The organism is Agathobaculum sp. NTUH-O15-33, assembly GCF_033193315.1.
In the GTDB taxonomy this organism is placed as follows: Bacteria; Bacillota; Clostridia; order Oscillospirales; family Butyricicoccaceae; genus Agathobaculum; species Agathobaculum faecihominis_A.
Genome location: NZ_CP136187.1, coordinates 240,211 through 261,196 on the forward strand (window position 1 = coordinate 240,211; position 20,986 = coordinate 261,196).

Genomic DNA, 20,986 nt, shown 5'->3' on the forward strand with positions numbered 1-20,986 from the left:
TCCACTGTTGGTAGAGTGCGCCCAAAATGTTTCTTAATCAACCGCGATGCGTTTGAACATGCGGTAGTGGTTGCCGTTTTCGTTCCGGTATTCGCCGCGCTGCTCAAAATCATATTTGTGGTAAAAGCCCTTGGCGCGTTCGTTGTGCACGGCCACATGGGCGACTAGGTATTCCTTGCCCAGCGCGCGGTACACGCTGATCGCCTGTCCAAGGATCTGCTGGGACAGGCCGCAGCCGCGGTACTGATCCTCGATGCAGAAGCCGCCGACAAGGCCGACGTTCGGCTCATCCTCATACGAGGTGTTCATATAAACGAGCGCCGCGATCTCGCCGTCTGGCAGCACGCCGAAGGTGACCGAACGCGGGGAGATGCGCTGCAATTCCTCGATATGCGACAGGATCTCGTCTGGATGCACGCCCAGATCGGTGCCGTAGGCGTTTTTGTGGATCTCGCGCATGAAGTGCACAATCTTTTCCGCGTCCGCTTTGTCCAGCGGATCGGCGCGGCGGAACCAGAGCTGAAGGGTGGTCGGTTGGCCCTTGTTGTTTGTCCAGCCGATGGAGGCGAAGGTGGAAAGCTCCGCCGGTAAATGGGAGGCGTCGTTCTGGTAAACGACAGAGACCGAATCCGGCCCGTCAAATTCCAGCTTGGCCACACAGGTATTGTCGCCCCAGCCGATCTCGACCATTTGTTCGGGCGCCAGACCGTTTGCGATGGTAAGCGCGCCGCGAATAGCCGAGCCGTGCGTGACCACGGCGAAGGCTTGCCCTTCGTGCTCGCGTACCAGTTCGCGCACGCCGCCGAGCATGCGCGCGCCCGCGTTTATGACACTTTCGCCGTGCGGCGGCGCGGCGTCCCACGGGCGGGTCTGCCACTCATGGTATTGTTCGGGCCAGAATACAGGCAGCTCGGCCCAAGTCAGGTCCTCCCAATCGCCCATATCGATCTCGCGCAGAATGGGCCGTATCTCCACCTGCATGCCCTTGGCGGCGGCGATCGCCTTTGCGGTCGTGCGGGCGCGGAACAGGTCGGACGCGTAGATCGCGTCCAGCGGTACTTCTTTGAAGCGCTCGGCAAGGTAGGGGAGCTGCTGATAGGCGCGCGGGGTGAGCAGGCTGTCATATTGGCCGTGGCAGCGGCGGTATACGTTGCCTTCGGCCTCGGCATGGCGCACAAGGTAAACGGTGGTCTTCATGCGTTCACCTCTACCGTGCTGGTCAATTCGCGTACAGAGCGCACGCCGTGGGCTTCCATCCATTCCTGCATCTCTTCCAGCACATGCACGGGGGCGAGGGGATCGGCGAACAGGGCGGTGCCCACGGCGATTGCGTCCGCGCCCGCCATGAGCATTTCCACCGCGTCACGCCCGGTGCGGATGCCGCCCATGCCGATGATCGGTACGGAGACCGCGCGGCGCACTTGATAGACCATACGCACCGCGATCGGGAACACCGCCGGGCCGGATAGGCCGCCCATCACGTTGGAGAGGATGGGCTTTTTCGTTTCGATGTCGATGCGCATGCCCAGAAGGGTATTGATTAGCGAAAGCGCGTCCGCGCCCGCGTCCACGGCGGCGCGCGCGATTTCGGCAATATCGGTCACGTTGGGACTGAGTTTGACGATCAGCGGCCTCTTTGCATGTTTTTTCGCCGCGGAAACGACCTCGGTCACCATATCGGTGCGCGTGCCAAAGGCCAGACCGCCGCATTTCACGTTCGGGCAGGAGATGTTCAGCTCGATCAGATCAATATCCGCTTCGGAAATGCGTTCCACGATCCCAGCGTACTCCTCCACCGTATTGCCTGATACGTTGGCGATGATCTTGGTATCATTCTGGCGCAAAAAGGGGATTTGCTCTTCGATAAAGCGGTCTACGCCGGGGTTTTGCAGGCCGACGCAGTTTAAAATGCCCATGGGCGTTTCCGCGATGCGGGGCGCGGGGTTGCCAAGCCGCTCGTGCGGGGTCAGGCCCTTTACGCCGATGCCGCCAAGCGCGGACAGGTCAAAGAATTCGCCGTACTCATGGCCGAAGCCAAAAGTGCCGGAGGCGGTGGTCACCGGGTTTTTCAGGGTAACGCCGCACAGGTCTACCGTCATATCCACCATTACCACTGCACCTCCTCTGCGTCAAATACCGGGCCGTCCTTGCAAACGTGGCCGTACCGGGTCTCGCCGTTTTCCGCGTTCAGCGCGCAGGCGCATACCAGACATGCGCCGATACCGCAGCCCATGCGCTCTTCCATGGATACCTGACAGGGCAGACCCGCTTGCTGCGCGATCGCGGCGATCGCTTTCAGCATCGGCTTGGGGCCGCAGGCGGCAATGCCCGTAAAACCCGCAGCCTGTTGCTTTAAAACGTCGGATACAAAGCCGTGTACGCCGTAGGAGCCATCGTCCGTGCAGACGGTGGCGGGGCAGGCAAAGTCCTCTTCAAGAATAACGGCGCTTTGCGAGCGGAAGCCTAAGATAGCGCTCGGTTTCGCGCCCGCGTTCTGGGCGCACTTCGTCGCGTACAGCATGGGCGGTACGCCGATGCCGCCGCCGATGAATACCGGCTTTGCGCCCAGCTTGGCAAGGTCGAACCCACGGCCGCGCGGGCCAAGCAGGTCGAGTTTGTCCTCCGCCTTGCGCTCGGACAGCCATTTGGTGCCTTCGCCCTTGACCTGAAACACAATGCGCAGGCGCGGTGCGTCGACATCGCAAATAGAGATCGGGCGGCGGAGGAAGTTGCCCTCGCCGCATAAAATATGAACGAATTGCCCGCATTTCGCGCGCGAGGCGATCTCAGGCGCGTGAATGACAAGCTGATACAAGCCATCGGCCAGACGCGAACACTGGGCGACGGTACCGATTTCCGGATTGGTCATAAAAAAGATTCCCCTTTCGGTGTAGCGCCATGTCATTTCCGGTTTGCGTGCCAATAACGGGCGGGCAAAATCCGCCTTGTGGTTTCACGGAATGACAATACGGTATAGATATTTCTATTGTACAGGAAAATGGGCAAAAAGAAAAGACGCGCCGCAAAATCATTTGCAGCACGTCTTTTAAAAGCGGAAAAATTACTTGAGTTCGACCTTCGCGCCGGCAGCCTCGAGCTTCTCCTTGATCTCGTTGGCCTCTGCCTCAGCAGCGCCTTCCTTGATCGTCTGCGGAGCGGTGTCAACCTTCTCCTTCGCTTCCTTCAGGCCCAGACCGGTGATCTCGCGAACAACCTTGATAACGTTGATCTTCGAGGAACCAGCTTCAACCAGAACGACGTCGAAATCGGTCTTGGCTTCGGCAGCGGCAGCGCCGTCACCAGCACCTGCGCCGGCACCGGCAACAGCTACGGGCGTAGCGGAAACGCCAAATTCTTCTTCCAGAGCCTTAACCAGCTCGGAGAGCTCCATTACCTTGAGCTCTTTTACAGCTTCCATAATCTCAGCAACAGACATGGGATATACCTCCGTTTTGTTTTAAATTTATTTTTGTTTTCTGCTTATTCAGCAGCGGGTGCTTCCTCAGCGGAAGCTTCCAGCAGCTACGGGAGCGGCTGCGGGGGCAAGCAGGTCGGAAACCTTCATATCCATGTTGCCATCGGCCTTCTTGACGATCGCGTCGCACGCGATAGCAAGCTGCATGATGGGATAGTTGAAGGAGTACAGCACCTGCGCGATCAGGACTTCCTTGCTCGGCATGCTTGCGAGCTTCTGTACCTCGGCTGCGTCAACAACGGCGCCATCGAGGAAACCGGCCTTGATCGTGAAGTTTTCGTGCTTCTTGGCGAAGTCGCCCAGAATCTTGGCGGGGGCGATCACGTCGTCCGTCGTCGAGATAGCCAAAGCGGACGTACCGTTCAGGTGCTCATCGAGCGCATCGAAACCGAGCTCCTTGGCGGCGAAGCGAATCAGGGTGTTCTTGATTACAGCATAATCAACGCCAGCGGCGCGCAGCTCACGGCGGAGCTTGGTGTCGTCCTCAACATTGATGCCCTTGTAGTCGACCAGAACGCCAGCGGGGGAATTCTTGATCTTTTCGACCAGGTTCGCAACCATTGCTTTCTTTTCTTCCAGAACCTTTGCATTCGGCATCTATATTCACCTCCTAAAAAATAAAAATACCCTCCCGGTGCAAAGACACAGGGAGGGTACACAGATAACATGATGATGCAGTTCCGTGTTGACCTCGGCGGGCGGCGTAATCGCCTTTTAAGCCTTGCGGCTGCCAGCTGTCTCTGACCAAGCTCTTATATTATATAGAGTGGGGACGCGTTTGTCAAGCCAAAAACGAAAACTTTATGGAATAATTGCGAAACATAACAAAAAGCCTCTCTGATGGAAGAGAAGCTTTTTATAAATGCAAGAAAAAGTTCTGTGCAGGTGAAAAAAACGTGGTTTTAGATCACTTGCGGAGCTGCTCCGGAACCTCGGGTTGGTAAAACTGACCATCGCAAGGCATTTTACTCACGAAAATAGCGAACATGCTAATCGCGGTGGCGGCGGACATCAGAAGCTGCTTTAGCCATAATTTTTTATTTTTCATAATAATACCCTCCATAGTTTGAAAATTCCGCGCTCTTGGGCTATAATTAAGTATAAAAGATTGGGATATAAATAACAAGATAACTGGCATGAATTGAAGGGGAATAGGCACGAATTGCAAAGAGGGAAGTGAAAATATGGTTTTACATATTGCGCTGGTCGAGGACGAGCCGATTACCATGGAACAAACGCAGAAAACAATCAAAAGGACAGCGGAAGAATTGCAAATGCTTACAGTCTTTCGCACCTTTGCCGATGGGTCGGAAATAGAGGAGGACGATATCCTTTGGGCCGATCTATTCTTTCTGGATATTGAAACAAAAGAGGAAAACGGAATCGACACGGCGCGGCGCATTCGTAAGGTGACCGAGCGCACGCCGATCGTCTTTACCACAAACCATGAATCCTATTCTGTTGAGGGCTACACCGTTCAAGCGTACCGGTTTTTACTCAAGCCGATTGGGAAAGAGGATTGCATGCCTTGCTTGGAACACGCCGCCGGCTTGGCGGAGACCAAATCACAGGAAATCGTTATTCTTGCCCAGAAGGGAAAGAAAATATTAATTCACTACCGCGATGTGATATTTATTGAAGCGGCCGAGCATTACTGCCACATTTATACGAAGAACGGCATGATCAAATACCGCAAGAAATTTGCGGAGTTTGTAGACGAGGTGCCGCAAGATCAGTTTATACAGTGTCATCGTTCTTATCTGGTAAATCGCAACAGTATTTGTTCGTGCGGCGTTCAGGGACTTTGCATGAATAATGGTAAAAAGGTACCAGTAAGTCGTAGCTTTGCGGATAATGTAAAAGCGGCGCTGTTCGACATATGAGGTGCCGAAACAATGAAAGTATTAGAATATGTTTTGTCCATAGTATCCTCCGTAGGAGATAACGTATTGTCGCTTCTGCTGTATTTCATGGTACTTCGACCTGCTCGGCAAAACGTTTCAAGAAAGCTTATACTTATTTTAATTATTGTAAATGTGTTGCCAACGATGATATTAAGCTTTACTCCAGTTCCATTTTTAATCAAATCACTTGTGGCCTTTATCATAGATATTGTAAGCTGCTATATATTGTCGGGGCATCAATTTGGCATATCTTTTTGCTTGCCAGCTATTTATTTTGGCTTACTGTACATATGTGAAAGCACAGCAACGTTCGTCTTGACATTGTTTTATCCAAATGTTATTGTCGAAAGCGTTTTAGGTACGACGTTTTTTCAAATCTATGGCACGTTAGAATCTCGGGGACTATTATACTTAATATTGGGTAGCGTCATTTATTTAATTTATCGCAAACAAGGCCTTGTAGAAACACAATACTTACGCGGTCCTCAATGGGTAGGTTTTGGTGCCGGTGTGGCACTTTTGGGTGGATTTGTCACTGTATTTTCTTATTCACAGAATAAAAACCCACAATTAATGCACAATATTGCTCCCATATTACCGATTATATGTGCGGTGCAGTTAATAATTATGCTTGCCTTGTTTATCAATATGTCACGTGGTAGTGAGCGTGAATATAAACTGCAAAGTGAATTACTACGAGCAGACCAGCGTGAGGAACAGAGCAAAACCATACGCTCGCTTTATGAAAAATCACGTGCGATACGGCACGACTTTAAAAATCATATGCAAGTGTTGGGCACGCTGGCCGAAGAGGGCAGACTGGAGGAAATTAAAAAGTATTTGAAAGAAATGGCTGATTCCGAACCGTTATCCACAAGGCAGTGGATAGAAGTGCGCGACCCCACGGTTGCCGCATTGGTGAACGCAAAGTTTTCCCGTGCGCTGGAAAGCGGTATCCGCATCAGCGCCGAGATATGGTATCCCAATCCGATGCATGTGCCCACGGCCGATTTATGCACCGTCTTGTTTAACGTACTGGATAACGCGATTGAGGCTTGCGAAAAGAATAAAGACCCGGAAAACCGGCGCATCCGTCTGGTGCTCAAGCAAAAGGGATACTTTTTCGGTGTCCTCTGCGACAATCCCAGCGAGATCGCGCCAATACCGGCGAAGAAATATCGTTTTCGCAGTACGAAGAAAGGCCCGTTTCATGGCGTCGGCCTGCGGCAGTTGTCGCAAATGGCGCATAAGCATAACGGCGCGTTTGACGCCAAGTATGAGAAGGGCATCTTTTCTGTGCGCGTGGTAATGGCAAACAGCCCGTGCAGCGAAAGCTTTATCAGCACCGTGGAACTGCCCTATAAGAAGCCGGAAAAAGTGGAAACAACGTGTCAAACCGAATAAAACGATACAAAAAAGACCACGCTGCAAATGCATTTGCAGCGTGGTCTAAGCGTGTCAAAGAACTTCCGCGCCGTAGCGCGCAATAAAATTGAAAATTGAAGCAAAGCTTCAATTTGACCAAAAACCGGGAGCATGTATCTCGGTTTTTGAACAAACCGGCGGCGAAGTGTGCCCAAAGGGCGCGCGCCAGAGCCGGAATTCTCGATCGAAATGGGGCTTTGTTTCGATCGATAGACTGTCAAAAATTATTTTTTGACAGTCTAAAAGACCACGCTGCAAATGCATTTGCAGCGTGGCCTTTGTTATTCCTTTGGCGGAAAACGATCAATCCATCAGCTTGGCAGCGTTCACCTTTACGCCGGGGCCCATCGTGGAGGCGACCACGCAGGACTTGACGTACTGGCCCTTTGCCGCGGACGGCTTGGCCTTGATGATAGCACCCATCAGAGCGCTAAAGTTGTCCATCAGCTTTTCGGGGCCGAAAGAGGCCTTGCCGATCGGGCAGTGGATGATGTTGGTCTTGTCCAGACGGTACTCGATCTTACCAGCCTTGGATTCCTGAACAGCCTTGGCAACGTCCATGGAAACCGTACCGGCCTTCGGGTTCGGCATCAAGCCCTTAGGACCAAGAATCTTACCGAGGCGGCCAACGATACCCATCATGTCGGGCGTCGCGATGACCACGTCGTAATCGAAGAAGTTTTCCTTCTGGATACGCTCGAGCATATCCTCAGCGCCAACGTAATCCGCGCCGGCGGCGGCGGCTTCGTCAGCCTTGGGGCCCTTGGCGAACACGAGAACGCGAACGTTCTTGCCGGTGCCGTGGGGCAGCACGATAGCGCCGCGAACCTGCTGGTCGGCGTGACGGGAGTCAACGCCCAGCTTTACGTGAAGTTCGATGGTCTCATCGAACTTGGCCTTGGCGGTGGAAACAACGGTGGTGAGCGCCTCGTTCACGTCGTACAGCTTTGCGCGGTCGACGGTCTTGGCGCTGTCTACATATTTTTTACCTTTATGCACAATAAATCCTCCTTAGTGGTATAGCGGGGACAGGATGAAACCATACCCTCCCACTTTGACGCACCCGCGGCGGTATACAGCCTGCGGCGGTCAAACAAACATTCAAGCTTCGGGGGCGGAAAAAATTACTCTTCCACCGTTACGCCCATGGCGCGGGCAGTGCCGGCAACCATGCTCATCGCGGCTTCCAGAGAAGCGGCGTTCAGATCGGGCATCTTGGTTTCGGCGATCTTCTGCAGGTCGGCCTTCTTCAGAACGGCAACCTTGGTCTTGTTCGGAACGGCGGAGCCGCTCTCGATACCGCAGGCCTTCTTGATGAGGACTGCCGCGGGAGGCGTCTTGGTGATGAAGCTGAACGAACGGTCAGCATAGACCGTGATAACGACCGGGATCAGCAGGCCTGCGTCGTTCTTGGTGCGCTCGTTGAATTCCTTGGTAAAGGCCATGATGTTTACACCATGCTGGCCGAGGGCCGGACCTACCGGAGGCGCCGGAGAAGCCTTGCCTGCGGGAATCTGGAGCTTGATATAACCTACTACTTTTTGAGCCATTGTAAAGGGTTCCTCCTTAACGAAATGTGGTGGCTGGCGAGCCTATTGGCGGCTCTCCCACTTGCCTGATACGGGCGCGCCCGCGCCCGGAGTAATGCGGAATGCGTTCCGCAGGAAAATCAATCGGTAACAGTTTCGACCTGATCGAGCTCCAGCTCGACCGGGGTCTCGCGTCCGAACATGGATACGACCACGCGAACCTTGTTCTTGTCCGGTTCGAGCACGTCCACCACGCCGATAAAGCCGGCCAGCGGCCCATCGATGAGGCGCACGCTGTCTCCAAGCGCGTAGCTTACTTCGATCTCGCGCTTTTCAACGCCCATCGCGGCGATCTCGTCCTCTGTCAGCGGAATAGGCTTGCTGCCGCCCGCCTTATCCTGCCCGACAAAGCCGGTGCAGCCGCGCGTGTTGCGCACGAGGTACCAGGTTTCGTCCGTCAAGATCATTTTGACAAGCACATAGCCGGGGAAGAGCTTGCGCTCCACCTCGCGGGTCTTGCCGTCCTTCACCTCGGTCACGGTCTCCGTCGGGATGTTGACCGCGGGGATCAGGTCGTGCAGTTTGCGGTTTTCAACCGCTTTTTCGATCGAAGAGGCTACTTTGTTTTCATAGCCCGAGTATGTGTGTACCACATACCACTTTGCAGCGTCTGACATATAAGCCTCCTTCAGTTAGGCGGCGGAAGCAAAATGCAGCAGCGCAAACTGGACCACACCGCCGAAAATCAGGTCGAGGATCCAGATGAAAATACCCACGATCACAACCGCTGCGATAACGACCATTGTGTTGTTGACGGTTTGCTGCCGCGTCGGCCAGACGATCTTACGGCATTCGCTTTTCAGTTCGCGGAACCATTTGCCTATGCGTGCAAAGAGACCGGGCTTCTTCGCTTTGGTTTCTTCAGCCATGAAGCGTCTTCCTTTCTCTTACTTGGTCTCGCGATGCTGCGTATGCTTTTTGCAGAAACGGCAATACTTGTTCATCTCAAGACGGTCCGGATCGTTTTTCTTGTTCTTCATCGTGTCATAGTTTCTTTGCTTGCACTCTGTGCAGGCGAGCGTAACCTTTACGCGCATTAACGGCACCTCCTTCTTTGTTTCAGCCGCGCCGGGTTAGGGCGGCGGCCACCTGTGCTCCTTTTCAGCCTATATACCTTTTATATAAGCAGGGGGAGCAACTTGCCTCCCTTTACAGTGTTCCGGCAGCTTTTTCTGAGACACACAAAAAAAGCGCACAAAAAAAAAGAACCTGCATAGGTTCAATTATTATAGCATGGCGGTGGCGGCCGGTCAAGTTTTTCTATATAAAAAAGTGCTGAATTTTTGGAATAGTTGTGCTATACTTGTGTATACCACAACATATAGGAGGCACTTATGCGCATTTTAGGTATCGACTACGGGGACGCGCGCACCGGCCTTTCCGTGTCGGACGCGACCGGCTTGATCGCCGGTTCTCCCCGCGTAATCAGCGAATGGAACAGGGACAAGCTGATCGACAAGCTTGTCCAGTTCATCAGGGAAGAAAAAATAGAGGAGATCGTCCTCGGACATCCGAAAAATATGGACGGCACCGTGGGCGAACGCGCGCAAAAGTGCGAACAGCTTGCCGAGGAGCTACGCGAGAAGACCGGCGTGCCCGTCGTCCTTTGGGATGAACGGCGCACCACGGTGGAAGCTCATGCTATTTTACACGAAAGCGGCAAAAAAAGCAAGCAGCACAAGAAAACCGTGGACGCGGTGGCCGCTTCTCTGATCTTACAGGGGTATCTGGATTTTAAACGGCGGCAGGTCTAAAAGAATTCCGGGATGAATTGTAGTGCCATTTCGTTTAGCGCTATTTGCGCTGTCATTCTGAGGCCTTTAGGCCGAAGAATCCCGCGCGAACGCGCGATGCATACGTAATGCCCGCGCGTTCGCGCGAGATCCTTCGCTACGCTCAGGATGACACACGTTTAAAACCGCCTCAGCTAAATGACGCGTGGATGAATTGTGTCAATCTTGTTAGTTTTCAGAAAGGCTCTCGCAAGGATCATGGGGTATAGTCTGTATTGTACCAAGCAGGTACCATACAGACTTTTCATTTGGGAGGAACGGGATATGACCGTATTACAGACTGAGGCGCTGCGCAAGCAATATGGCAGCGGGGAAACACAAGTAAACGCGCTGGATGGATTGGACCTTTCGGTTGAAAGCGGCGAGTTTGTCGCGGTGGTTGGCACTTCGGGCAGCGGCAAAAGCACGCTTTTGCATATGCTCGGCGGGCTGGACCGGCCGACAAGCGGCAAGGTGTTCGTCGATCAAAAGGATATATTCTCTTTAAAGGATGATGAACTGACCATTTTCCGCCGCCGCAAGATCGGCTTTGTGTTTCAGGCCTACAACCTTGTGCCGGTGCTGAACGTTTACGAAAATATCGTGCTTCCCATCGAGCTGGACGGCGGCACGGTGGACAAGACCTATGTGGATGAAATCATCCGCACGCTGGGCCTTGAAAGCAAGCTTGCCAACCTGCCGAGCCAGCTTTCCGGCGGCCAGCAGCAGCGCGTCGCCATCGCCCGCGCGCTGGCGACCAAGCCCGCTATTTTACTGGCCGACGAGCCGACCGGCAATCTGGATTCCAAAACCAGTCAAGACGTGCTTTCCCTACTCAAGGTGACGGGCGAAAAGTTCAAACAGACCATTGTCATGATCACCCATAACGAGGAGCTTGCCCAGCTCGCCCAGCGCATCGTCCGCATCGAGGACGGCCAGATCGTGAGGCGATAATTATGCTGAAAGTAGCCAATAAAAAGTGCATTCAGAACCTGTCGCGCAAAAGCCTGAAAGCCAGTAAGGCGCGCAACTGGGTCGCCATTATCGCCATTGCGCTGACGACCATTCTGTTTACCGCGCTGTTTACCATCGGCATGACGATCGTTTCCTCGTACGAGCAGCAGAATTTCCGTCAGGTCGGCGGCGATATGCACGGCACGTTCAAGGATTTAACCGAAGAGCAAATGCTGGAGCTCGCGGACGACCCCCTGATCGTCAAGACCGCCACGCGCCTGATGCTCGGCATGCCGACCGACCCGCCGTTTAACAAGGCCCACATTGAAGTAAGCTACATGGACGAAAACTGCGCCAAGGGCGGCATGAATATGCCGACGACCGGCGCGCTCCCCCGCGAGGGCACCAAGGAGATCGCCTGCGATACTCGCATTTTGAAGCTGCTCGGCGTGGAACCCAAGCTTGGGGCGACCGTTGAAATGCCGTTTGATCTGAGCGAGACCGACAAGCGAAAGGATACGTTCACCCTTTCCGGTTGGTGGGAGTACGATTCGGCGGGCATGGCCAGCATGGCGATTCTGCCGCGCTCCTACGTGGAGGAACAGCTAAAAACCGCTCCGGCAGACTCGGGTTATGGGATCGGTAAATGGAGCCTGAACGTTTACTTCAAAAATACGAACCATATTAAGGAAGACCTGCTGGCCGTGCTCGAAAACCATGGCTATCAGAATGAGACCGCGGGCGAGGATAATTATATTAAGATCGGCGTCAACTGGGCGTATACCGGCGCGCAGTTCGCGGCGAATGCCGACCCCACCACCATGATCGCCATCATCGTCTTGCTGCTCATCTTTATTTTTACCGGGTATCTGATTATTTACAACATTTTTCAGATTTCCGTCACGAACGATATCCGGTTTTACGGCCTTTTGAAAACCATTGGCACCACCGGCAGGCAAATTCGCCGCATTATCCGGCGGCAGGCGCTCTATCTATCAATCACTGGCATTCCAATCGGCCTGTTGATCGGCTGGGTGTGCGGTACGGTGATCACGCCGATGATCATGAAGAATCTTTCCTATACGGTCACGCATGTGACCGCCAATCCAATTATTTTTATCGGCGCCACGCTGTTTTCGCTTATTACGGTGCTGATCTCGTGCCGCAAGCCCGGCCGTATCGCGGGGCGGGTTTCTCCGGTCGAGGCGGTTCGCTATACCGAGGGCGCGAACGCCAAACAAAAAAAGAAGATCAAGCAGGGCCAAAAGGGCGCGAAGATCCCGCATATGGCGTTTGCCAATCTGGGCCGTAACCGTTTGAAAACGGTGCTGGTCATCGTTTCGCTGTCGCTCGCGGTCGTTTTGATGCAGGTGACCTATACCTTCGCCAACGGCTTCGATATGGATAAATATCTCCGCAACTGGGTCGTTACCGACTTTATTCTTGGCAATGCGGACTATTTCCAGACAGGAGGCGGCTTTGCCTCCGAGGATCAAGCCCTGCCCGAGGACGCGATTGATACGGTGACCGCTAAGGGCGATGTGACGGAGGGCGGTCGTATCTACGGCCAAACCACGTCCGTACAGGAATTTGTTTCCGAGGAATGGTTCCGCCAAATGCAAGGCAGATGGAACAGTCCGGAAGTGGTGGATAGGCTGTTGGAAGACACGGAAAGAGGTCCGGAGAACACGGTGGCTGATAGGGCGCAGCTCTATGGTATGGAAAAGCTGCCGCTTGACCGGCTGGACATCGTCGCGGGCGATCTCGCCCCGCTGTACGATCCCAGCCAGAACGCGATCGCGGCTGTTTACGAAACAAATGATTATAATGAGGTGTACGATACCTCGCACTGGGCCAAGATAGGCGACGAGGTCACCTTGCGCTATGTGGACGAATATGAATATTACGACGTCCGAACCGGCGAGGTCATGCCCGCCGAGGAGATCGAGGCCGGTTTTGTAGGCAGCCGCGCGGTAAAATACCACGATGTGACCTATACGGTCGCCGCCTGCGTAACCATGCAACATGCGATGAGCTACCGCTATTCCGGTGCGGATGCGTTCGTTTTAAATAGCGATGTGTTTCAGCGCGATACGGGTACGTCGAACCTTATGACCTATCTGTTCAACACCACGCCCGAATCAAACGCGGAAATGGAAGCCTTTTTAAAGGATTACACGGAGAATATCGATCCGCTGCTCGATTATGAATCCAAGCAGAGCTATGTCGATGAATTCCATTCCTTCCGCAGCATGTTCCTAATGCTGGGCAGCATTTTAAGTCTGGTGATCGGTCTGGTCGGCGTGCTCAACTTCTTCAATGCGATTCTTACCGGTATCCTGACCCGCCGCCGCGAGTTCGCGGTCTTGCAGGCCGTCGGCATGACCGGGCAGCAGCTTCGCCGCATGCTGATTTATGAGGGCTTGTGCTACGCGGGCATGGCTGTCGCCGTGTCGCTGGTGCTGAGCCTTGTTTTAGGGCCGCTGCTGCAAACGGCGCTCGGCTCAACATTCTGGTTCTTCACGTACCGGTTCTCTATTTTGCCGGTGGCGTGCATCGCGCCTGTGTTCTTGCTCCTTGGCGCGCTGCTGCCCCTGATTACCCATCGCTTCGCGCTGCGTCAGTCGATCGTCGACCGCATCCGCGCCGAAGGGGAATAACCATTCCCAAAACCGGTCTGCCGCTTTTCGCGGCGGACCGGTTTTTTTGAATGAATGGAGGGCACGCTAGAGAAAAGTAACAGTTGACAAGCACGAACATTTGTTCTAAAATTAAAACACCTCATGAGTAGGGGGAGGAAAGGCTATGTGCGGCAGGTATCTTTTTTCCATGGAGCAGCCCACGCTGCGGCAGTTATGGGAGCAAGCGCGGCAGCGTTTTCCGAATGTCAAAATGGAAACCGGTGAGATATTCCCAACGCATACGGTACCCGTGCTGATCGGGGAGGAGAACACACTCAGCCCCCGGCCTATTAAATGGGGGTTCCCGCGTGTGGGTGGCGGCGGTACGGTCATCAACGCCCGGTCTGAAACAGCCGGGGAGAAAAAGATGTTTCGGAACAGCCTCATGTGCCGCCGGTGCGCCGTACCGGCCAGCGGCTTTTATGAGTGGGCCCATTATGGCGAGCGGCAAAAATACCGCTTTACCCTGCCCGAAGAGCCGGTGCTGTATTTGGCCGGGCTGTATCATACGTTCGGCGGCGAGCAGCGCTTCGTCATCCTCACCGAACCGGCAAACGCTTCGATGCAGGCGGTGCACGACCGCATGCCGGTCGTTTTGAAGCGGAACGAACTCAAGACATGGGTGTTCGACAGCACAAAGACCTTTGCGCTTTTGCGGCGCGAAGGCCCGCCCCTGATACGCGATGAGGCGGAGGATTTTGGTCAGGAGGAATAAAGATGGAACAGCAATTTTGTAAAAAGTGTGGCGCTTTGCTCGGCATGGACGAGCAGGAGGTATGCCACTGTTGCTATACCGAACCCGGCGCGGAAGAACAAACCGAAATGCCGGCGCACGAATCCTAGAAAAACAGGCCGCCTCCGGCGCACGCGTGCGCCGGAGGCGGCCTGTTTTTCTGGCTATTGGTCACCTACCGGGACCCAGACGTTGCCCTTGGCGTTGGATTCGAGGCAAGCGTCGACAAATTCGATGCCGCGCACGCCGTCGTCGATGGTGGGATAGCGGAACGCGCCCGGGTCGCCGCCGGTCTTTCTGGCGAGCAGGTGAACGCAAAAGCCGCGGTACAGGTTGCCGAAGGCTTCATAGAAGCCCTCGATATGGCCGGAGGGCAGGCGGCACAGCTCCTTCGCCGCCGGGTACAGATAATCGCGGTTCGCGGTGTAGGTCTGCGGCGGCTGGTTGATGCGGGTGACGCGCAGCTCCCACGGGCGCAGATGACTCCACTCGATCGAGCCCTTTTCCCCGAAAATGCGCACGTTCAGCTCGGTTTCGTGCCCCATGGCGACCTGCGAAGTCCATAGCAGGCCGGGCACGCCGCCGTCAAAGTCCACCATCATCTGCGCGTTGGATTCAAGCGGCATCTCGGGCGGGATGCGGTCGAACCGCGCGATGACGCGCTTCGGGTGCAGGCCGGTCATCTGCGCGATCAGGCACTCAACGTGCGTGCCGATATCCGCGCAGCAGCCCGACGCGCCCGAGCGCGCGGGGTCCTGCCGCCAAGTGGCCTGCTCGGAGTGCTCGGCCACCAGCGATACGGCCAGCCATTCCTGCGGGTATTCGCCCTGAATGCAGGTGATCTTGCCGATCTCGCCCGCGTCGATCATCTCGCGCGCCTGCCGGACCATGGCGTAGCCGGTGTAGGTATAGGTCACGCCGAACAGCAGGCCGCGTTCCTTGGCAAGCCGTTGCAGCTCGCGCCCCTCTTTCGCGTTTAGGGCAAGGGGCTTGTCGCACATGACGTGGATGCCGTGCTCTAAAAAGCACTTTGCAATGGGGAAATGCGTGTCGTTCGGGGTGGTGATGGAGACAAAATCGATGCCGTCCTCCCGCGCCGCCTCGGCCTTTGCCATTTCCGTATAGCTGCCGTACACGCGGGCCGGATCGCTAACGTTCCACTTTTCCGCGACCGCGCGGTTTTTCTCCGCGTTGCGGGTAAAGCAGCCCGCCGTCAGCACCGCCAGATCGTCCATCAGCGCCCCGTGGCGGTGCACATCCCCGATGAAGCCCCCGCCTCCGCCTACCATGCCCAGCTTTAATTTCATACTGTTGCACCTCGTTTCATTTCATCAACTTATTTGTGTATAAAGCGACAGCCCGATGCCCCATGTTTTTGAAGCACCGGACTGTCCATCAGAAGGAAGAAGAATAGAAGAACGCGATCTAGTGATGAAAAGAGATTTAAAAGGTTTTGCCGTATACCATCTGACTATACTCGTCCACATTGTCGGCGGTGACGAGTTCAAACGGCGAGATGATGCGCTTTTCCTTGATTTCATCTCCATTAAAGATTTTTTCAAGCGTAAGGATGGCGTTTTCCGCTTGCACAATGCCGTTATACAGCATCGAGCCGGTCATTTCACCGTCCTTGATGGCCTGCATACCGTCCTCGGTGGCGTCGACGCCGCATATGACGACGCCTTCCAAACGGTTTGCGGCCTTCATGGCCTGAATCGCGCCCAGCGCCATCTGATCGTTCGCGGATACCACGCCGTCGATTTGCGGATATGCCTGCAGCCAGTCCTGCATAATTTTCATGCCTTCCTCACGCTCAAAATTGCCGCTTAGTTCAGCCAGTACCTCCACGTCGTCCCGGTCAAAGTTCTCGAAAAAACCTTGATGACGCAGCGTGGAGTGATTCAGGCCGGGCGTACCGGCGAGATAAACGATTTTTGCGTTTTCAGGCAGCGCTTTATTGAAAAATTCCGCTTCCGCTTGACCGCATTGGTAGTTGTCCGAGCCGATATAAATAAAATCGCCGCCCGCCGCATCGCAAATCAGGCAGATAACAGGAATGCCCGCCTCGTTTGCGGCTTCGATACCGGGGACAATGGCTTCATAGTCCACTGCTTCGATCACGATCGCGTCTACTTCGGAGGCGATAAAGGTATCGACCTGCTGGATCTGCTTAAAGGTATCCAAATTGGCGTCGGCCGTTGTGACGGACCAGCCCTTTTCGCCCGCTTGCTGGACAAATTGATCCATCGTATACTTGCAAAAAACATCGGTATCCGCCATATTGGTAAAGCCGATGGTGTAGCCGCCGGTCTTTTCTTCGCCGCCTGCCGCGCCGTCGCTCTCGGCGGCGCTGTCGCCGCCGCAGCCGCTGACCATTGCCATCATGATGGCGCCTGCTAACAGTACTGCAATTCGCTTCCGCATGGTCTTTTTCATTTTTTCTCCTCCTCATGGATGAATCCGGTGCTTCTTTTTACTTCTTTTTACGCATGACCAGAGATTTGCTTTTGATATCCATAATAACCGCCAAAGCGATAATCAGGCCACGAACAATCTGCTGCCAGTAGGAAGAAACGGATTTGAGGTTCATAATGTTATCCAGCACGCCGACGATCAGGCAGCCGACGAGCGTGCCTTGCACGCTGCCAAGCCCGCCCGTAAAGCTGGTCCCGCCCACGATGGCCGCCGTGATAGCGTCCATCTCGTAATTTAAAGCGCCTGCGGGCTGGCCGGAATTGATGTACGACATCAATACGATGCCGGCTGTCGCGGTCAGGATGCCCATGATAAAATAGGTAAGGGTGACCGTTTTGCGCACACTGATGCCGGAGGCGATCGCCGCTTGTTCATTGCCGCCGCAGGCATAAATGTGGCGGCCGAAACGCAGCCGGTTCAGCAGCAGCCAACAGCATGCAAACGCAAGAATCATGATAACGACCGGCATGGGGAGCGTGCCGAAGAGCGAGCCTTGTCCAATGAACCGAAAAGCGTCGCCCATACCGGATACCGGCACGGCGTTGGTCAGAAGCAGCACCGCGCCGCGCGCGACCTGCATGGTGGCAAGCGTGATAATGAACGCTGGGATTTGGAAATACGAAATGACAAAGCCGTTGATAATGCCGCAAATACCGCCGATTAAGACGCCGGCGGCAATGCCGAAGAACAGGTTTCCGGTCTGGCTGACGACCATGCAGGCGATACAACCGCAAAGCGCCATCACAGAACCGACCGACAGATCGATTTTGCCGAGAATCAGCACCATGGTCTGGCCAAAGGCCACAAGCGCCACGATGGACATGCTTTTAATGACGTTCGTGAGGTTGCGCGGCGTTAAAAACGCGGGGCTGGCAACAGCGGAAATTACAACAAGCGCCAGTAAAATAAAAAACATACCGTATTTTAAGTATAGGGCTGCAAAAGAAAAACTGCTTTTTTCAGGTTTGTTTTTGCCCATAGTTGCTCACTCCCTGTATCCTTCATTCATGACCGCGTATTTCATGATTTTTTCCTGCGTCGCTTCGCTGCGGCTGAGCTCGCCCGTGATCTTGCCCTCGTGCATGATCAGCACGCGGTCGCTCATGCCCAGAATTTCGGGCAGTTCGGAGGAAATCATCAAAATAGCAAGGCCCTTGCCGGCGAGCTCACACATCATCCGATGGATCTCCGCCTTGGCGCCGACATCGATGCCGCGCGTCGGCTCGTCCAAAATAAGCAGTTGCAAATCGCGCATCAGCCACTTGGCGAGCACCACCTTTTGCTGATTGCCGCCCGATAGGCTGGAAACGACGTTTTCGGCGGAAGAGATTTTGATCAGCAGACGCTCGACCATTTGGCGCACCCTGCTCTTTTCCTTTTCCAAATTCAAAAAGCCGCCGGACTCTATCTGCTCTAAGGCGGCCAAGGAGACATTTTCCCGGATCGGGCGGCAAAGCACCAAGCCTATCTCCTTGCGGTCTTCGGGCACATAAGCGATACCCGCCGCGATCGCGTTTCGTGTATTGCGTATGACCAACGGTTTGCCGTTCATAAATATTTCACCCGTATCAAATTTGTCCAGTCCAAAGATGGCGCGTGAGACCTCTGTGCGGCCCGCGCCGACCAGACCGGATAAACCAAGGATCTCGCCTTTTCGCAGGGAAAAGCTGATATTTTCAAATACACCCTTGCTGGTAAGTCCTCGCACCTCGAAAACGGTTTCGCCGATCGGCACCTCGAATTTTGGGAATACATCTTTAATCTCGCGGCCCACCATCTGATTGATCAGCGATTCCATGGTAAAGCTTTCCCGCGGCGCGCTTTCGATCATCACACCGTCTCGCAGCACGGTGATATCGTCCGCCAGCGCAAAAATCTCGTCCATTTTATGTGTGATATAGATCACCGCGACATTTTTTGCTTTTAAATCTTCGATTTGGCGGAAAAGGATGGCTACCTCGTCGTCGGTCAATGCGGAAGTGGGTTCGTCCATGATAACGACCGAAGCGTTTCTAGAGATCGCTTTCGCGATCTCGATCAGTTGTTTGCCGGCTAGGCTGAGCTCGCCCATCGTCGTATGCGGGTCGTAAGCGATATCCATTTTAGTTAAGATGTTTTGCGTATCCTGATACATCTTTTTAAAATGAACAAATTTTCCGCCCGGTCCGATGCATGGCTCGCGGCCAAGAAAAATATTTTCGGCAATGGTCATGTATGGCTCCGGGTTTAGCTCTTGATGGATCATGGAGATGCCGAGTTCCAGACTCTTTTGCGGCGTCAGATCGGATATTTCCGCGCCTTTGTACCAAATTCGGCCTGCATCCGGCGCGTACAGACCTGAAATGATCTTCATGAGCGTCGACTTGCCGGCGCCATTTTCGCCCACCAAAGCATGAACGGTACCGGTGTGCAGTTCAATATTGACTCCTTCGAGGACAGGCACGCCGGAAAAGCTTTTTTTAATATTTTCTAATTTGAGTATGCAGCTGTGGTCTCCCATTTTACCACCTCCGGTTTCATACAACTTTTTGCGTCGCTTTGCTGGAAGGAGCGCGGGTTGTCGCAAAAACAAATACAAATTTTTAAAAACAAGTGGGCGCTTATTTAACCTAGCTTTGAGTTGTTCAAATTATATATCCAAACTACACATATGTCAACGAATATTTACGTATAATTTGTTTATTTTATCTTAATTACAATGATGCATATAGAGTTTTGTCTAAATTATATATATTTTTGTACCATACAACTTTGAAGAACGAAGAAAAAGGGAGACGAAAAACAGTTCTTGTTGAAAATGCGAAAAACTATTGCTGAATCCTTAAGATTGGTGTATGATACCCATATAAAATGTGCGAGGTGATGGATGTGTCCGCTGGTTTTAAGTACATACAACTTGCTGGGCAGCTGCGCGAAGAAATCTATTCCGGGGCATTAAAACCCGGCATGCGTCTTTATTCTGAGCCAAAGCTCGCACAAATGTATTCGCTTAGCCGCCAAACCGTGCGTCAAGCCATTACGATGCTGCAGGAGGAGGGCTTGGTGACGCGGTCCCGTGGCAGTGGAACCTATGTAACCGATCATTTTAGACCATCGCAGGCCCCCTCCAACAAGAATATCGGGATCATTATGACCTATGTGGATGATTATATTTTCCCCTCGATCTTAAATGGCATCAACAGCTACTTGTCCACACAAAACTATACAATTAATCTGCATATCACCGCCAATAAGCGGATTGATGAAGAACGCATTTTGCGGTCGGTACTGGAATCGCCGCCGGATGGCTTGATCATAGAGCCGACCAAAAGCGGGCTGGTCAACACCAACCAGCGCCTATACGACAAGCTAATCCGGCAAATCCCCAGCGTGATGGTAAATTGCTATTACCCCACGGTGAGCTGCCCTGCCGTTATGCCGGATAATATAGAGGGAATGAAGCTTGCGGTCGAGAATCTGATCGCTCATGGTCATACACGCATTGCCGGTGTATTCAAGCAGGACGATCTGCAGGGGCATCTTCGCTTTGCCGGATATGCCAACGCGCTGCAGGCGCACGAGCTTTCCGTGAACGATGATTGGCTCATGTGGTATGCCACGGAAGAGTTTGATTCTGTTTTTTCAGGGCCCGGGGAGCAAACGATTTTGCGCATTTTGCGGGAATGCACGGCGGTAGTGTGCTATAACGATCAATTAGCCCTGCTGTTTATCCGCTTTCTGCGCGCGCACGGTTTGTCGGTACCGAAAGACGTTTCCATTGTCAGTTTTGATGATTCTATGCTGTCCACTGTGGATGTACCTCTTACCTCTGTCGTGCATCCCAAGCAGTTGGTGGGGCAAAAAGCGGCGCAAAATCTTTTACAGCTCATTCGGGATCCGACTTTTAAGCCCGGCTATCAATTTCCGCCGATCCTTGTGGAACGCGAATCGGTGCGGGACCTGACTTGACCGGTCGGGCGTACAAAGCGCCAAACATAA

23 protein-coding genes and 1 other annotated feature are annotated in these 20,986 nt (G+C 53.8%); of the genes, 8 read left to right on the forward strand and 15 right to left on the reverse strand.

The genetic code is table 11. The features are described 5' to 3' along the window. Positions 1-33: 33 nt before the first annotated feature. From RWV98_RS01210 to RWV98_RS01235, 6 genes are all read right to left on the reverse strand, one after another. Entirely contained in the window at positions 34-1,197 is a 1,164-nt protein-coding gene (locus RWV98_RS01210) for a bifunctional histidine phosphatase family protein/GNAT family N-acetyltransferase (protein WP_280962713.1), read from the reverse strand. Continuing rightward, positions 1,194-2,108, reverse strand: coding sequence for a dihydroorotate dehydrogenase (locus tag RWV98_RS01215; RefSeq protein WP_317863234.1), 915 nt, complete (start codon positions 2,106-2,108; stop codon positions 1,194-1,196). The genes RWV98_RS01210 and RWV98_RS01215 overlap by 4 nt, the downstream gene beginning before the upstream one ends. Further along, on the reverse strand, positions 2,108-2,869 hold the full coding sequence (locus RWV98_RS01220) for a dihydroorotate dehydrogenase electron transfer subunit (RefSeq protein ID WP_317863236.1): 762 nt from the start codon (positions 2,867-2,869) through the stop codon (positions 2,108-2,110). The genes RWV98_RS01215 and RWV98_RS01220 overlap by 1 nt, the downstream gene beginning before the upstream one ends. A 192-nt stretch (positions 2,870-3,061) precedes the next feature. Further along, the gene (rplL, locus tag RWV98_RS01225; RefSeq protein WP_280962710.1) at positions 3,062-3,436 is read right to left on the reverse strand and encodes a 50S ribosomal protein L7/L12; all 375 of its coding nucleotides are present in this window, start codon (positions 3,434-3,436) and stop codon (positions 3,062-3,064) included. Positions 3,437-3,502: 66 nt separating this feature from the next. After that, on the reverse strand, positions 3,503-4,072 hold the full coding sequence (gene rplJ, locus RWV98_RS01230) for a 50S ribosomal protein L10 (RefSeq protein WP_317863238.1): 570 nt from the start codon (positions 4,070-4,072) through the stop codon (positions 3,503-3,505). Between the two features lie 14 nt (positions 4,073-4,086). Beyond that, positions 4,087-4,237 (reverse strand) — a sequence feature (ribosomal protein L10 leader region). 145 nt (positions 4,238-4,382) lie between these two features. Beyond that, a complete protein-coding gene (locus RWV98_RS01235) occupies positions 4,383-4,523 on the reverse strand; it encodes a cyclic lactone autoinducer peptide (protein WP_317863240.1) in 141 nt (46 codons plus the stop codon). A gap of 136 nt (positions 4,524-4,659) precedes the next feature. Between RWV98_RS01235 and RWV98_RS01240 the strand changes: the two genes are divergently transcribed. Beyond that, positions 4,660-5,358 carry a LytR/AlgR family response regulator transcription factor gene (locus RWV98_RS01240; protein ID WP_317863242.1) on the forward strand — a complete coding sequence of 233 codons (699 nt, stop codon included), beginning with the start codon at positions 4,660-4,662 and terminating at the stop codon, positions 5,356-5,358. A 12-nt stretch (positions 5,359-5,370) separates the two neighbouring features. After that, positions 5,371-6,783, forward strand: coding sequence for a sensor histidine kinase (locus tag RWV98_RS01245; protein WP_317863244.1), 1,413 nt, complete (start codon positions 5,371-5,373; stop codon positions 6,781-6,783). A gap of 324 nt (positions 6,784-7,107) precedes the next feature. On the opposite strand, the gene rplA is transcribed toward RWV98_RS01245, so the two are convergent. From rplA to rpmG, 5 genes are all read right to left on the reverse strand, one after another. Then, positions 7,108-7,803: a 50S ribosomal protein L1 gene (gene rplA / locus RWV98_RS01250; protein WP_280962705.1), complete on the reverse strand. Its 696-nt coding sequence runs from the start codon at positions 7,801-7,803 to the stop codon at positions 7,108-7,110. 125 nt (positions 7,804-7,928) lie between these two features. Further along, entirely contained in the window at positions 7,929-8,354 is a 426-nt protein-coding gene (rplK, locus tag RWV98_RS01255) for a 50S ribosomal protein L11 (RefSeq protein WP_280962704.1), read from the reverse strand. 119 nt (positions 8,355-8,473) lie between these two features. Next, positions 8,474-9,010, reverse strand: a complete 537-nt coding sequence (gene nusG / locus RWV98_RS01260) for a transcription termination/antitermination protein NusG (protein WP_280962703.1) — start codon at positions 9,008-9,010, stop codon at positions 8,474-8,476. 15 nt (positions 9,011-9,025) lie between these two features. Next, a complete protein-coding gene (gene secE / locus RWV98_RS01265; protein ID WP_280962702.1) occupies positions 9,026-9,262 on the reverse strand; it encodes a preprotein translocase subunit SecE in 237 nt (78 codons plus the stop codon). Between the two features lie 18 nt (positions 9,263-9,280). Beyond that, positions 9,281-9,430 carry a 50S ribosomal protein L33 gene (rpmG, locus tag RWV98_RS01270; protein ID WP_280962701.1) on the reverse strand — a complete coding sequence of 50 codons (150 nt, stop codon included), beginning with the start codon at positions 9,428-9,430 and terminating at the stop codon, positions 9,281-9,283. 297 nt (positions 9,431-9,727) lie between these two features. On the opposite strand from rpmG, the gene ruvX reads away from it, so the two are divergent. From ruvX to RWV98_RS01295, 5 genes are all read left to right on the forward strand, one after another. Continuing rightward, complete coding sequence (ruvX, locus tag RWV98_RS01275; RefSeq protein ID WP_280962700.1) at positions 9,728-10,147, forward strand: Holliday junction resolvase RuvX; 420 nt, start codon at positions 9,728-9,730, stop codon at positions 10,145-10,147. A gap of 303 nt (positions 10,148-10,450) precedes the next feature. Further along, complete coding sequence (locus tag RWV98_RS01280; RefSeq protein WP_280962699.1) at positions 10,451-11,119, forward strand: ABC transporter ATP-binding protein; 669 nt, start codon at positions 10,451-10,453, stop codon at positions 11,117-11,119. A 2-nt stretch (positions 11,120-11,121) separates the two neighbouring features. Next, a complete protein-coding gene (locus RWV98_RS01285) occupies positions 11,122-13,779 on the forward strand; it encodes an ABC transporter permease (RefSeq protein ID WP_317863248.1) in 2,658 nt (885 codons plus the stop codon). A gap of 145 nt (positions 13,780-13,924) precedes the next feature. Continuing rightward, positions 13,925-14,515: an SOS response-associated peptidase gene (locus RWV98_RS01290; RefSeq protein WP_317863249.1), complete on the forward strand. Its 591-nt coding sequence runs from the start codon at positions 13,925-13,927 to the stop codon at positions 14,513-14,515. Between the two features lie 2 nt (positions 14,516-14,517). After that, positions 14,518-14,643, forward strand: a complete 126-nt coding sequence (locus tag RWV98_RS01295) for a hypothetical protein (protein ID WP_317863250.1) — start codon at positions 14,518-14,520, stop codon at positions 14,641-14,643. A 54-nt stretch (positions 14,644-14,697) separates the two neighbouring features. On the opposite strand, the gene RWV98_RS01300 is transcribed toward RWV98_RS01295, so the two are convergent. The 4 genes from RWV98_RS01300 to RWV98_RS01315 all read right to left on the reverse strand — a co-directional run bounded on the left by RWV98_RS01300 (position 14,698) and on the right by RWV98_RS01315 (position 19,508). Continuing rightward, on the reverse strand, positions 14,698-15,840 hold the full coding sequence (locus RWV98_RS01300) for a Gfo/Idh/MocA family protein (protein WP_317863252.1): 1,143 nt from the start codon (positions 15,838-15,840) through the stop codon (positions 14,698-14,700). Between the two features lie 136 nt (positions 15,841-15,976). Continuing rightward, positions 15,977-16,969 carry a sugar ABC transporter substrate-binding protein gene (locus tag RWV98_RS01305; RefSeq protein ID WP_317863254.1) on the reverse strand — a complete coding sequence of 331 codons (993 nt, stop codon included), beginning with the start codon at positions 16,967-16,969 and terminating at the stop codon, positions 15,977-15,979. 37 nt (positions 16,970-17,006) lie between these two features. Then, positions 17,007-17,987: an ABC transporter permease gene (locus tag RWV98_RS01310; RefSeq protein WP_280961522.1), complete on the reverse strand. Its 981-nt coding sequence runs from the start codon at positions 17,985-17,987 to the stop codon at positions 17,007-17,009. A gap of 6 nt (positions 17,988-17,993) precedes the next feature. Beyond that, positions 17,994-19,508, reverse strand: coding sequence for a sugar ABC transporter ATP-binding protein (locus tag RWV98_RS01315; protein ID WP_317863256.1), 1,515 nt, complete (start codon positions 19,506-19,508; stop codon positions 17,994-17,996). A gap of 368 nt (positions 19,509-19,876) precedes the next feature. Here RWV98_RS01315 and RWV98_RS01320 point away from each other — a divergent pair, with 368 nt between their 5' ends. Next, a complete protein-coding gene (locus tag RWV98_RS01320; RefSeq protein ID WP_317863257.1) occupies positions 19,877-20,956 on the forward strand; it encodes a GntR family transcriptional regulator in 1,080 nt (359 codons plus the stop codon). Positions 20,957-20,986: the final 30 nt, after the last annotated feature.

Bases quoted from the DNA above. Each gene is read 5' to 3' on its own strand.
- RWV98_RS01210 (WP_280962713.1), bottom strand. From the start codon at position 1,197: ATGAAGACCACCGTTTACCTTGTGCGCCATGCCGAGGCCGAAGGCAAC.
- RWV98_RS01215 (WP_317863234.1), bottom strand. From the start codon at position 2,108: ATGGTGGATATGACGGTAGACCTGTGCGGCGTTACCCTGAAAAACCCG.
- RWV98_RS01220 (WP_317863236.1), bottom strand. From the start codon at position 2,869: ATGACCAATCCGGAAATCGGTACCGTCGCCCAGTGTTCGCGTCTGGCC.
- rplL (WP_280962710.1), bottom strand. From the start codon at position 3,436: ATGTCTGTTGCTGAGATTATGGAAGCTGTAAAAGAGCTCAAGGTAATG.
- rplJ (WP_317863238.1), bottom strand. From the start codon at position 4,072: ATGCCGAATGCAAAGGTTCTGGAAGAAAAGAAAGCAATGGTTGCGAAC.
- RWV98_RS01235 (WP_317863240.1), bottom strand. From the start codon at position 4,523: ATGAAAAATAAAAAATTATGGCTAAAGCAGCTTCTGATGTCCGCCGCC.
- RWV98_RS01240 (WP_317863242.1), top strand. From the start codon at position 4,660: ATGGTTTTACATATTGCGCTGGTCGAGGACGAGCCGATTACCATGGAA.
- RWV98_RS01245 (WP_317863244.1), top strand. From the start codon at position 5,371: ATGAAAGTATTAGAATATGTTTTGTCCATAGTATCCTCCGTAGGAGAT.
- rplK (WP_280962704.1), bottom strand. From the start codon at position 8,354: ATGGCTCAAAAAGTAGTAGGTTATATCAAGCTCCAGATTCCCGCAGGC.
- nusG (WP_280962703.1), bottom strand. From the start codon at position 9,010: ATGTCAGACGCTGCAAAGTGGTATGTGGTACACACATACTCGGGCTAT.
- secE (WP_280962702.1), bottom strand. From the start codon at position 9,262: ATGGCTGAAGAAACCAAAGCGAAGAAGCCCGGTCTCTTTGCACGCATA.
- rpmG (WP_280962701.1), bottom strand. From the start codon at position 9,430: ATGCGCGTAAAGGTTACGCTCGCCTGCACAGAGTGCAAGCAAAGAAAC.
- ruvX (WP_280962700.1), top strand. From the start codon at position 9,728: ATGCGCATTTTAGGTATCGACTACGGGGACGCGCGCACCGGCCTTTCC.
- RWV98_RS01280 (WP_280962699.1), top strand. From the start codon at position 10,451: ATGACCGTATTACAGACTGAGGCGCTGCGCAAGCAATATGGCAGCGGG.
- RWV98_RS01285 (WP_317863248.1), top strand. From the start codon at position 11,122: ATGCTGAAAGTAGCCAATAAAAAGTGCATTCAGAACCTGTCGCGCAAA.
- RWV98_RS01290 (WP_317863249.1), top strand. From the start codon at position 13,925: ATGTGCGGCAGGTATCTTTTTTCCATGGAGCAGCCCACGCTGCGGCAG.
- RWV98_RS01295 (WP_317863250.1), top strand. From the start codon at position 14,518: ATGGAACAGCAATTTTGTAAAAAGTGTGGCGCTTTGCTCGGCATGGAC.
- RWV98_RS01300 (WP_317863252.1), bottom strand. From the start codon at position 15,840: ATGAAATTAAAGCTGGGCATGGTAGGCGGAGGCGGGGGCTTCATCGGG.
- RWV98_RS01305 (WP_317863254.1), bottom strand. From the start codon at position 16,969: ATGAAAAAGACCATGCGGAAGCGAATTGCAGTACTGTTAGCAGGCGCC.
- RWV98_RS01310 (WP_280961522.1), bottom strand. From the start codon at position 17,987: ATGGGCAAAAACAAACCTGAAAAAAGCAGTTTTTCTTTTGCAGCCCTA.
- RWV98_RS01315 (WP_317863256.1), bottom strand. From the start codon at position 19,508: ATGGGAGACCACAGCTGCATACTCAAATTAGAAAATATTAAAAAAAGC.